This window comes from Kitasatospora sp. NPDC093102 (genome assembly GCF_040683915.1).
Taxonomy (GTDB): domain Bacteria; phylum Actinomycetota; class Actinomycetes; order Streptomycetales; family Streptomycetaceae; genus Kitasatospora.
Map to the genome: position 1 here is coordinate 40,840 of NZ_JBFBFA010000019.1, position 11,465 is coordinate 52,304.

The 11,465-nt window shown below is 72.0% G+C and carries 11 protein-coding genes; 3 read left to right on the forward strand and 8 right to left on the reverse strand.

Annotation, left to right across the window (positions count from 1 at the left end):
• The first annotated feature begins 19 nt into the window (after positions 1 to 19).
• Together AB0O11_RS23245 and AB0O11_RS23250 are read left to right on the forward strand one after the other, a co-directional pair.
• On the forward strand, positions 20 to 376 hold the full coding sequence (locus tag AB0O11_RS23245) for a MazG-like family protein (RefSeq protein ID WP_363390145.1): 357 nt from the start codon (positions 20 to 22) through the stop codon (positions 374 to 376).
• 47 nt (positions 377 to 423) lie between these two features.
• Positions 424 to 576, forward strand: a complete 153-nt coding sequence (locus AB0O11_RS23250) for a hypothetical protein (RefSeq protein ID WP_363390148.1) — start codon at positions 424 to 426, stop codon at positions 574 to 576.
• 78 nt (positions 577 to 654) lie between these two features.
• Here the strand turns inward: AB0O11_RS23250 and AB0O11_RS23255 are convergent, their stop codons facing one another.
• The 7 genes from AB0O11_RS23255 to AB0O11_RS23285 all read right to left on the reverse strand — a co-directional run bounded on the left by AB0O11_RS23255 (position 655) and on the right by AB0O11_RS23285 (position 8,917).
• Positions 655 to 1,965: a geranylgeranyl reductase family protein gene (locus AB0O11_RS23255; protein ID WP_363390151.1), complete on the reverse strand. Its 1,311-nt coding sequence runs from the start codon at positions 1,963 to 1,965 to the stop codon at positions 655 to 657.
• Positions 1,966 to 2,237: 272 nt separating this feature from the next.
• Positions 2,238 to 2,933 (reverse strand): demethylmenaquinone methyltransferase, encoded by a 696-nt coding sequence (locus AB0O11_RS23260; protein ID WP_224276314.1) that lies wholly within the window; start codon positions 2,931 to 2,933, stop codon positions 2,238 to 2,240.
• 130 nt (positions 2,934 to 3,063) lie between these two features.
• Positions 3,064 to 3,651, reverse strand: coding sequence for a hypothetical protein (locus tag AB0O11_RS23265; protein ID WP_363390154.1), 588 nt, complete (start codon positions 3,649 to 3,651; stop codon positions 3,064 to 3,066).
• A 250-nt stretch (positions 3,652 to 3,901) separates the two neighbouring features.
• Positions 3,902 to 4,555 (reverse strand): hypothetical protein, encoded by a 654-nt coding sequence (locus AB0O11_RS23270; protein ID WP_363390157.1) that lies wholly within the window; start codon positions 4,553 to 4,555, stop codon positions 3,902 to 3,904.
• Positions 4,556 to 4,699: 144 nt separating this feature from the next.
• Positions 4,700 to 5,920: a cyclic dehypoxanthinyl futalosine synthase gene (mqnC, locus tag AB0O11_RS23275; RefSeq protein WP_224276308.1), complete on the reverse strand. Its 1,221-nt coding sequence runs from the start codon at positions 5,918 to 5,920 to the stop codon at positions 4,700 to 4,702.
• Between the two features lie 184 nt (positions 5,921 to 6,104).
• A complete protein-coding gene (locus AB0O11_RS23280) occupies positions 6,105 to 7,877 on the reverse strand; it encodes a protein kinase (protein WP_363390161.1) in 1,773 nt (590 codons plus the stop codon).
• Between the two features lie 203 nt (positions 7,878 to 8,080).
• On the reverse strand, positions 8,081 to 8,917 hold the full coding sequence (locus AB0O11_RS23285) for a menaquinone biosynthesis protein (RefSeq protein ID WP_363390321.1): 837 nt from the start codon (positions 8,915 to 8,917) through the stop codon (positions 8,081 to 8,083).
• Positions 8,918 to 9,373: 456 nt separating this feature from the next.
• Between AB0O11_RS23285 and AB0O11_RS23290 the strand changes: the two genes are divergently transcribed.
• Entirely contained in the window at positions 9,374 to 9,577 is a 204-nt protein-coding gene (locus tag AB0O11_RS23290) for a cold-shock protein (RefSeq protein WP_189920031.1), read from the forward strand.
• Positions 9,578 to 9,927: 350 nt separating this feature from the next.
• On the opposite strand, the gene AB0O11_RS23295 is transcribed toward AB0O11_RS23290, so the two are convergent.
• Complete coding sequence (locus AB0O11_RS23295; protein WP_363390164.1) at positions 9,928 to 11,277, reverse strand: dicarboxylate/amino acid:cation symporter; 1,350 nt, start codon at positions 11,275 to 11,277, stop codon at positions 9,928 to 9,930.
• Positions 11,278 to 11,465: the final 188 nt, after the last annotated feature.

An 11,465-nucleotide genomic window follows, 5' to 3' on the forward strand; every position in this document is an offset into this window, starting at 1 on the left:
GGAGCAGGAGCAGCGCCGCATGGACAGCCGGATCTGGGAGAGCGTCGACCACTTGGTCGCGTGGCTGGACGAGCAGAGCACGCAGTCGCCCCAGGAGGAGCGGCTACTGCGCATCCTCAAGCTCTCCGAGGAGGTCGGCGAGGTCGGTGCGGCGGTCATCGGCGCCACCGGCCAGAACCCGCGCAAGGGGGTCACCCACACCTGGGAGGACGTCCAGCACGAACTCTGCGACGTCGTCTTCTCCGCCCTCGTCGCGCTGAGGACCCTCACCCCCGACGCGGCCCGGATCTTCGCCGAGCGCCTCGCCTACGTCGAACAGCGCTCCGCCGACTTCCGCCGGCCGGCAGAGGCCCCCCAGACGGCCGAAGGGGTGTAGGCGACAACTCCCCCTGGCGAAGCACGGCTCCTTCGACATCGGCCTTGATGAAGCTTGATGAAGTACGGGTGGTCGCCGCGGGCAAGGCGGTCCTGTCCCCGGACGTCACCCGGAGGCTGATCGACGACGTCACCCGGCACCGGGCCGCCCAGCTCCCGGTGCCTGGTGCCACTGACCGGCGCCTGATGCCACTGACCTGACCTGACCATCAAGCCCCGGGAGTGAACCGGCCGGTCCTGCGACGAACCGGCCGGGCACGGGCAGGCGACCGGGCGGGATCAGGCGTTCGGCGCGACCCTGGCGAGGCCATTGATCACGCGGTCCATGGCGTCGCCGCCCTGCGGATCGGTGAGGTTGGCGAGCAGCTTGAGGGTGAAGCGCATCAGCATCGGGTGGGTGAGGCCGCGCTGGGTGGCGAGCTGCATCACCTTGGGGTTGCCGATGAGCTTCACGAAGGCGCGGCCCAGCGTGTAGTAGCCGCCGTACACGTCCTTGAGGATGCGCGGGTAGGCCTGGAGGGCACGCTCGCGGCCACCGTCGGTGACCCGGGCGAGGGCCTGCACGATGACCCCGGCGGCGATCTGGCCGGATTCCATCGCGTAGGCGATGCCCTCGCCGTTGAACGGGTTGACCATGCCGCCCGCGTCGCCGACGAGCAGCAGACCGCGGGTGTAATGCGGCTGCCGATTGAAGGCCATCGGCAGCGCGGCGCCACGGATCGGCTCGGTCATGTTCTCGGGCGTGTAGCCCCACTCCTCCGGCATGCCGGCGCACCAGGCCTTGAGCACCTCGCGCCAGTCCAGCTCGCCGAACGCGGGCGAGGAGTTGAGGATGCCGAGGCCCACGTTGGAGGTGCCGTCGCCCATGCCGAAGACCCAGCCGTACCCGGGCAGCAGCTTGCGCTCGCCGCCGCGGGTGTCCCACAGCTCCAGCCAGGACTCCAGGTAGTCGTCGTCGTGGCGCGGCGAGGTGAAGTAGGTGCGGTAGGCGACGCCCATCGGACGGTCCTCGCGCCGGTGCAGGCCCATGGCGAGCGAGAGCCGGGTGGAGTTGCCGTCGGCGGCGACCACCAGCGGAGCCCGGAAGGTGACCGGCCGCTTCTCGTCGCCGAGCTTGGCGGTGACGCCGACGATCCGGCCGGTGCGCTCGTCCAGGACCGGACCGCTGACGTTGCAGCGCTCGTAGAGCCGCGCGCCGGCCTTCTCGGCCTGACGGGCCAGCAGCTCGTCGAAGTCGGCACGCTTGCGCACCAGGCCGTAGTCGGGGAAGGAGGACAGCTCGGGCCAGTCGAGTTCCAGCCGGACGCCGCCGCCGATGATGCGCAGGCCCTTGTTGTGCAGCCAGCCGTTCTCGGTGGAGACGTCGATGCCCATGTCCACCAGCTGCTTGGTGGCGCGGGGGGTCAGGCCGTCGCCGCACACCTTCTCGCGCGGGAAGGCGGTCTTCTCCAGCAGCAGCACGTCCAGCCCGGCCTGGGCGAGGTAGTACGCGGTGGTGGAGCCGGCCGGGCCCGCACCGACCACGATGACGTCGGCCGTGCTCTCCACGGGGCTGTCCGGCTTCGTCAGATCGGCTGCGGTCTCGGACACGTGGACACACTCCTGGAACTGCGGCTGGGGGACGGCGGCTTTGCCTCCGGCAGTCTAGTTCCGCTCATGCCACCGGATGCGCCCCCGCCCCCGACCACCGCCCCGGGCCCTGGAGCCCGAACCGCGAGCACCGAGTCCTGAGACCCGGACCGCGGGCCCACGCCCGGGACCCGAACCGCAGGCCCAAGCCCAGGGACCCGAACCGCGGGTCCCAAGCCCAGGGGTCCGAGCCGCGGGTCCCAAGCCCGGGGGTCCGAGCCGCCCGAGCCCGGCTACGCGATCTTGTAGGCCCGGTGCAGCGCGACGATCCCGCCGGTCAGGTTCCGCCAGGCGACCTTCGACCAGCCGTTGTCCTGGAGCCTGGCGGCCAGCCCCGGCTGGTCCGGCCAGGCCCGGATGGACTCGGCGAGGTAGACGTACGCCTCCGGGTTGCTGCTGACGGCGGTGGCCACCGGCGGCAGCGCGCGCATCAGGTACTCGGTGTAGACCGTCCGGAACGGCGTCCAGGTCGGGGTGGAGAACTCGCAGATCACCAGCTTGCCGCCGGGCTTGGTGACCCGCAGCATCTCGCGCAGCGCCGCGTCGGTGTCCTGGACGTTGCGCAGCGCGAAGGAGATCGTCACCGAGTCGAAGGTGTCGTCCGCGAACGGCAGCCGGGTGGCGTCGCCGGCGGTGAGCGCCAACTCGGGGTGGCGGTGCTTGCCCTCGGTGAGCATGCCGACCGAGAAGTCACACGGGACGACCTTCGCCCCGGCCTCGGCGAAGGGCAGCGAGGAGGTGCCGGTGCCGGCCCCGAGGTCGAGCACGAGGTCCCCCGGTCCGGCGGCCACCGCCTCGGCCACCGCCCGGCGCCAGGCACGGGCCTGGCCGAGGGAGAGCACGTCGTTGGTGCGGTCGTACTTGGCCGCGACGTCGTCGAACATGGCGGCGACTTCGTGCGGCTGCTTGTCCAGAGAGGCTCGGGTCACGCCCCCATTGTTCACCCTCACACGGACACCCCGACCCACGGGGCACGCCGACCCCGAGCCGCACCTCCGAGCACACCCCCGAGCCCGAGCCACCTACCCACCGGCACCACCGGTACCGGGCACGCCCCCGTCAGTGCTGAGCGCGCCGCCCGCCCGCACGCCGACGGCGACGGGACCGCTTGCCGTGCGTTATCGCGGGCATCCCGTCCGCCAGTGCCTCGGCCGCCAGTGCGAGGTTGGCGGCCAGCTTCCCCTGCCCGCCGCGGACCGCGAGGGCCTTGTGGTGCCGCCGGATGCGCAGCACGCAGATCGCGAAGAGCACGACGGCCACCGGCACGCTGTACCGGGCCAGGCCCACGCCGACCGGCTGCGGGTAGGTGTCGCCGCAGATCCGCACCGCGCCCGGGTCGTCGGCGGCGTGTTCCAGGCAGACCCTGTCGCCGAGCTTGGCGCCGTCCGAGAGCGGCAGCGCGGCCGCCGTGTGGGGCTCTCCCTCGACCCGGTAGCTGACGGCGCTGTAGGTGCCGCCTCCGCTCGGGAGCTGGGTGACGACTCCGTCGACTCTCACCGGGTGCGCCTCGATCCGGTCGGCCTGGTCGGCCTGGCGCCAACCGAGCAGGCACATGCCGACGGCCAGCACGGCACTGAGCACGGCGGCGAGGTACCAACCACGGCCCAACCGCGGGGTGCGCGGCGGGGGAACGATCGCGGTTCGCATGGTTCCTGTCCTGGCTTGCCTTCGGGGCCGGGGACACGGCCCCGCCGCCCGCGGGCGCGGGTGGTGGTGTGGTGAGGGTACGGAGTGAGCTGTCCGGGATCGTATCCGCTGGCGGGCCCTCAGGTCACGATGAACTGGCAATCACTCTCCGCGACCGGCAGCGGAGTTCGGGTGCACACGAAGGAAGTCCCGTGCACCACAAGGAAATCCGACTACTGGCGAGTACGTCACACCCGACGTGACGACCGTCTCACCGCCGGCGGTACACCAACCGCCCGCCCAGCACCGTGGCCAGGCACCCGCCCGCCACCGGTTCGGCGCCCCCGTCCCCCGCGACCGCGAACACCGCGAAGTCTGCCCGGCCCCCGGCCGCCACCCGCCCGTGCACGGCCTCCGCGAGCGGCAGGGCGGCCAACGGGTCCAGCGGCCCCGCACCTCCGCCGTCCGGCCCTCCGGGCGAAACGGAGGGAGCCGGCAGCCCCACGATCCCCGACCGCGCCACGGCCGTCCGCACCGAGGCCCGTTCGAAGGGCCCGGCCACCGCCGTCACCCCGTATCCGAGCATCCGCTGCAGCCCCCGCCGCGCACTGGCCCCGCACCGCACCTCGTCGGTGGATCCGGCCAGCCCGTCCGCCACCGGCTCGACGCCGACCTCCTCCCGCGGATCCGGGTGGTACGCACGTTCCAACAGCCAGTGCCCGTACGGATTGCGCAGCCCCGGGGCGAGCAGGGCCGTTCCCCAGTCCCGCACCCGGGCGCCCGGGTGCGCGGTCGTCAGCTCCCCGTACGGCCCGACCGCCTCGATCAGCTCGCCACGCACCACCACCGCCCCGTCGGCGATGGACGGGGCGATGGGATCGGCCGGGTCGGGCAGCACGAACGCCGCCCGGTGCAGAGTCAGCACAACAGCGCCTTCGACTTCGACGACAACGGCAACGGCAACGGCAACGGCGCCGGCATCAGCGACACCGCCGCCGACGCCGACACCGGCACAAGGAGGGACCCACGAGGAGGGACCCACGAGAGGGGACTGGAGAGGAAGGAGGACTCAGTTGTCCAGGATCTTCAGCTCGGGGTGCGCGGTGCCGCCCTCGATCGCCGTGGAGGAGATGTGCGAGGCGACCCGCGGGTCGACCGGGTCGTTGGCCGGGTCGTCCAGCACCCGCAGGTGCTCGTAGGTGGTCGAGCGCTGCGCCGGGACGCGGTCGGCGGCCCGGATGAGGTGGATCAGCTCGGTGAGGTTGGAGCGGTGCTTGGCGCCCGCCGCCGAGACGACGTTCTCCTCCAGCATCACGGAGCCGAGGTCGTCCGCACCGTAGTGCAGCGACAGCTGGCCCGCCTCCTTGCCGGTGGTGAGCCAGGAGCCCTGGATGTGGGCGACGTTGTCGAGGAACAGCCGGGCGATCGCGATCATCCGCAGGTACTCGAAGACGGTGGCCTGGGTCGAGCCCTTCAGGTGGTTGTTCTGCGGCTGGTAGGTGTACGGAATGAACGCCCGGAAACCGCCGGTGCGGTCCTGCACATCGCGGATCATCCGCAGGTGCTCGATCCGCTCGGCGTTGGTCTCGCCGGTGCCCATCAGCATGGTGGAGGTGGACTCCACGCCGAGGCCGTGGGCGATCTCCATGATCTCCAGCCAGCGCTCGCCGGACTCCTTCAGCGGGGCGATCGCCTTGCGCGGCCGCTCCGGCAGCAGCTCGGCACCGGCGCCGGCGAAGGAGTCCAGGCCCGCCTTGTGGATCCGGGTGATGGCCTCCTCGACGGAGACGCCCGAGATCCGCGCCATGTGCTCGACCTCGGAGGCGCCCAGCGAGTGGATCACCAGCTGCGGGAAGTCGGCCTTGATCGCCGAGAACGCACGCTCGTAGTACTCCACGCCGTAGTCCGGGTGGTGGCCACCCTGGAACATGATCTGGGTGCCGCCCAGCTCGACCGTCTCGGCGCAGCGGCGCAGGATCTCGTCGAGCTCGCGGGACCAGCCCTTGTCGCTCTTCGGCGGCACGTAGAAGGCGCAGAACTTGCACGCCGTCACGCAGACGTTGGTGTAGTTGATGTTGCGCTCGATGATGTACGTCGCGATGTGCTCGGTACCCGCGTAGCGACGGCGGCGCACCGCGTCGGCGGCGGAGCCGAGCGCGTGCAGCGGCGCCGAGCGGTAGAGCTCCAGCGCCTCCTCCGGGGTGATCCGACCACCGGCGGCGGCCCGGTCGAGCACGGCCTTCAGGTCGGTGCTGGACGCATCGAGGGTGGTCGCTGCGAGCTCGGTCACCTGGCGGCCTTCTCTCTCTCAAGTGCAACTCGGGTACGGCCGAACCAGCCTACGCCAGCACATTCCGCCGCCCGCGTCAGCCCGCTGAACTGCGCACGGGCCGGCCCCGGACGGTCTCCGGACCGCGCCGCCCGAGCCGCCGGTCCCGGCCGGACCTCCGAGTCGGACGCCCCGGTCGGACGTCTCAGCCGCCCGTTCCGTTCGCCCTGCGCATCGTGCCGGTCGGGTTCCCGGCCGGAGGGTCGGCGGAGGTGAAACGGATCGTCCCGTCGGACTGGAGGGTGAGGGTCTCCGCGTCGGAGCCGCCGGTGCAGGCACCGGGGATCGAGGAGCGGACCAGCCGGGACTGGAACACCAGCTCGGTGGCGGAGGCGGACTTGAGCGTCCAGGCTCCCTCACAGCTGATCGGGAGCAGTCCGGAGGCGGCGTTGCGGCTGGTGGCGCCCTCCTGGCCGACCGCCGCCGGACGGATGGTGAGCGTGGTGGTCCCGCCGGGCAGTCCCTTGTCGGTGACCATGTCCCCGCTCCAGGTGCCCAGGAAGGCGGCGGGCACCACGCTCGGCCCGCCCGTCCCGGGCGGCGCCGTACCCGGGCCGGACGCCGTCGCGGTACCGGGCGCGCCGGAGGCCGAGGCCACCCCGGAGCCGAAGGCCCCGCTCGGCAGGACGGCCTGGCCCGGATCGACGGACACCTCCGGCAGCGGCCCCGTCGAGGGCCCCGACGCCGCCGGTTCGGCCCGGTGCAGCCACCCGTACAGCCCGTACCCACCGCCCCCGAGCACCACGAGCGCCGCCACGACCGCAACCGCGATCCAGGCACTCCGCGGCCGTGCCTTCGCGGGTTCGTCCCACACGCCGACGCACAGCGGCAGGTGGTCCCCCTCGCCCTCCGGCCTGCCCCCGGACACGAAGGTCGGCGTCCGCATCGCACCGGCCACCGCGCCGGAAGCCGCCTCACCGGAAGCACTCGCCTCCGAAGCCGCCTCACCGGAAGCACTCGCCTCCGAAGCCACCTCACCGGAAGGCACCCTGCCCGAAGCCGCCGTCCCCGGCTCCCCGTCCAGGTCCAGCAGCTCCACCGCACTGCGCCCCACCCCCGCCGCCAGCTCCACCGGCAGCCAGCCGCCCTGGGACAGCCGGGTGGCGGCGGTGCCGTCCGGGTCCAGCCGGGCGCGGAGCTGCTGCGGGGTGGGCCGGGCGGCCGGGTCCTTGGCCAGGCAGTCGAGGACGGTCCCCCGCAGCGGCTCGGGCAGCCCGGCCACGTCCGGTTCCTCGTGCAGCACCCGGTAGAGCAGGACGGCCGCGCTGACCCCCTCTCCGAAGGGGTGAACGCCGCTCGCGGCGAAGGCGAGGACGGTACCGAGCGAGAAGACGTCCCCGGCCGGCCCGACCGTCTGCCCGTTCGCCTGCTCGGGCGACATGAAGCCGGGCGAACCGACCACGTAACCGGAACGGGTGAGACCGCCGGCGGCATCCAGGGCCCGGGCGATCCCGAAGTCGATCAGCCGCGGCCCGTCCAGGGTGAGCAGCACGTTGGAGGGTTTGACGTCCCGGTGCACCAGGCCGAGCCCGTGGACGTGGGCGAGCGCCTCGGCGAGCCCGACGCCGAGCGAGCGCACGGCCGGTTCGGGCAGCGGCCCGTACGTCCGGACGGCGTCGCCGAGCGCGGGGCCCGCCACGTAGCCGGTGGCGGCCCAGGGCTGTGCGCCCTCGGTGTCGGCGTCCAGCACGGGCGCGGTCCAGGCACCGCCGACCCGTCGGGCGGCGGCCACCTCCTGTCGGAACCGGGCGCGGAACTCGGCATCGTCCGCGAGCTCCGACCGCACCACCTTGACGGCGACGGTGCGCCCGCCGGCGGTCCGGCCGAGGTAGACCCGGCCCATCCCGCCCGCGCCGAGCCGCCGCAGCAGCCGGTAGCCGCCCACCTGGCGCGGATCGTCCGATCCCAGTGCCCGCATCCCCGCACGCTCCCCTCGCCCTCGCACGCACGCCCCGCCGACCGGCCGTCAACCGACCGCCGTCAACCGGCCACCCGACCACCGGCCGGCCGCCGCACGCGCCTCGGGTGCAGACCGTACCGGGCCCGGCCGGGCCCCGCCCGCCCCTCGGACAGGAGCGGACGGGAACAGGGGGCACGGCCGGCCCCAGGGCCGGACGCGTCCTACGACCCCAACGGCAACGCCACCGGCTCCAGCCGCCGCACCACGACGTCCGGGGCGAACCCGCTGTCGTGCGCGACCCGTCGGGCGAACTCCGCGACGCCGGCCAGCTGCCGCTCGCCGAGCGAGAAGTCGAGCGCCTCGCTGAAGTACCGCTCCAGCACGTCCGCCCCGAAGGACTCCCAGCGGGCGGCCTGCTCGGCGACCTTGGCGGCCTCCACCAACGACAGGTCGCGGGACTCCAGGAAGGCCCGGTGCACCGCGGCGGTCAGTTCCGGGGCGCGCTCGGCGAACTCGCGCCGCACCGCCCAGACGGCGAAGACGAACGGCAGGCCGGTCCACTCCTTCCACATCTCGCCGAGGTCGTGGACGATCAGCCCGAGGTCGGCGGCCTGCCCGAGGTAGGCGCGCAGGGCCGGGTCGCCGATCAGGACGGCGGCGTCGGCTTCGGCGAGCATCGCGCTGAGGTCCGGCGGGCAGCTGAAGTAGTCCGGGCGCACGCCCTCGCGCTCCTCCAGGAGCAGCCGGGCGAGCCGTACGGAGGTGCGGCTGGTGGAGCCGAGGGCGACCCTGCGGCCGTCGAGGTCGGCGAGCGGCACCTTGCTCACGATCAGGCAGGACATCACCGGGCCGTCGCTGCCGACCGCGATGTCCGGTAGGACCAGCAGGTCGTCCGCGTTGCGCAGGTACTCCACGCAGGTGATCGGGCCGATGTCCAGGGTGCCGCCGACGAGCTGGTCACTCAGCTTTTCCGGGGTGTCCTTGGTGAGATCCAGATCGAGCAGATTGCCGGTCCTGGCGAGCCCCCAGTAGAGGGGAACGCAGTTCAGGAACTGAATGTGGCCGACTCGCGGCCTGACCGGGGTGTTCTGCCGGGGCTCCCGCGTCCGCGCGTCCGGTGTTCGTGCTTCCGGTGCTGCCACTGCGCCGCTCCCTTGCTGTTCGTGCCTCCCCGCAGCGTATGCCTGCTGTTCGCGGCGGCTCGCACCGGCCACCCGACGCGCCCTCACGCGCGGTGGACGACCCTTTCCACGCCCGCTCCCGCCCTTACGACACGCGCCTTCCACGCCGGAAGTGACCTCTGGTCGTCACAGCGGCCGCATGCTAGCGTTGCCCTCAGTTGCAGTTTGATTCCCCTTGCAGTACTTGAAGCCTGCGGAGCATGTAACCGCAGGCTTTTTGTAGTTTTTCAGCAATATCGAAAAATTTCGGACACGTCCGGAGGCAGGGCGATCAGCGCAGCGGACCGGGTGTCACACGGTGTGGCCCCCGACACGCATCGCAAGGAGAACGGCATGGCTCAGGGAACCGTCAAGTGGTTCAACGCTGAGAAGGGCTTCGGCTTCATCGCCCAGGAGGGCGGCGGCCCCGACGTCTTCGTTCACTACTCCGCCATCAACGCGAACGGCTTCCGTTCGCTGGAGGAGAACCAGACGGTCACCTTCGACGTCACCCAGGGCCCGAAGGGCCCGCAGGCGGAGAACGTCACCGCTGTCTGACCATCCTCTGATGATCTGATCGCTCGGGACCCGTGCGGGTCCACCGGCGGCTCCCGACAGCCGCCACCATGAGCACAAGAGCAGTACCCAAGGGGGCCCGCCCATCCGGCGGGCCCCCTGCCTTTTCGAACGCGTCCGCCCGAACGTCAAACCCCATGTTCGAACATGAAGTTCGAACGTGAAGTTCGGGTGCGGAACGAAGGAATGCGGAAAGGGCCCTCTCCCGTCACCGGGAGAGGGCCCTTTCCGTCGCGTCGATCGAACGTCCCCTCTGGCGCCCGTTCGGACGTCCGAACCTCCGAACTTCCGGACCTCCGGCCGGGCGGACGAGCCGACCGGCCGAACGGGCCTCAGACCGTGGCCGGGGCCGCCCCGCCCTGGACGGCGACGGCGGCGGCGGGCTCCGCGTCCTCGTCGTACAGGTCCCCGGACGGGTTGTTGTACGCGGTGACGTCCAGGATCTTCTCCCGGGCAGCGACCACGATCGGCACGACGACCTGGCCGGCGACGTTGGTCGCGGTGCGCATCATGTCCAGGATCGGGTCGATGGCGAGCAGCAGGCCGACGCCCTCCAGCGGCAGGCCCAGGGTGGACAGGGTCAGCGTCAGCATGACGATCGCACCGGTGAGGCCCGCGGTGGCCGCCGAGCCGACCACCGAGACGAAGGCGATCAGGATGTAGTCCTTGATGCCCAGCTCGATGTTGTAGACCTGGGCGACGAAGATCGCGGCGACGGCCGGGTAGATCGCGGCGCAGCCGTCCATCTTGGTGGTGGCGCCGAACGGCACGGAGAAGGACGCGTACTCGCTCGGGACGCCGAGCCGCTCGGTGACGCGACGGGTGACCGGCAGGGTGCCGACCGAGGAGCGGGAGACGAAGGCCAGCTGGATCGCAGGCCAGGCGCCCTTGAAGAAGTGCAGCGGGTTGAGCCCGGCGGCGAAGCGCAGCACCAGCGAGTAGACGACGAACAGGACCAGCGCGCAACCGACGTAGATGTCCAGGGTCAGCGTGGCGAAGGGCTTGAGCAGGTCCCAGCCGTACTTGGCGACGGACTTGCCGATCAGGCCGAGGGTGCCGAGCGGGGAGAGCCGGATGACCCACCACAGCGCGGTCTGGGTCAGCTCCAGCACGGACTCGCTGAGCTTGAGGACCGGCTCGGCCTTGGCGCCGAGCTTGATGATCGCCGCGCCGACCACGACCGCCAGGAAGACGATCTGGAGCACGTTCACCTTGGCGAAGGAGTCGACGATGTTGGTCGGGAAGATCCCGGTCAGGAAGTCGATCCAGGTGCCCTTGGAGTCGAGCGCCTTGAGGCCCTCGGTCTTCAGGTTGGTGCCCTCGCCCGGGTTGGTCAGCAGGCCCAGGCCCAGGCCGATGCCGACCGCGATCAGCGAGGTGATCATGAACCAGAGCAGCGTGCGGGTGGCCAGGCGGGCCGCGTTGGTCACGTTGCGCAGGTTGGCGACGCTCACCACGATCGCGGTGAACACCAGCGGCGGGACGGCCAGCTTGAGCAGCTGGACGAAGATCTTGCCGATGGTCTCCAGGGTGGTGGCCAGCCAGGAGATGTCGGCGGCCCGGGCCAGGTAGCCGAGGCCGACACCGAGCACGAGGCCGGCGACGATCTGCACCCAGAAGGGCGTCTTGCGGACACGGGCGAGCACGGACGGCGACGAGGTCGCCTCGGGCGCTGTGGACATGGGGGAGCGTCTCCGGGGGAGGGCGTTGCTGACGGTGAGGTGTGGGGCGGAGCAGGCGGCACGGCGCGGGGCCGGACGGGAGAGGCCGGGCCCCGGTCAGGGGCGTGCCGCCGCGGTACAGCTCAGGGCAGTACAGCGCTTGGCGCGACAACGGCGCGGGCTGTCCACAGCGCCGGTCAGAGCGCACG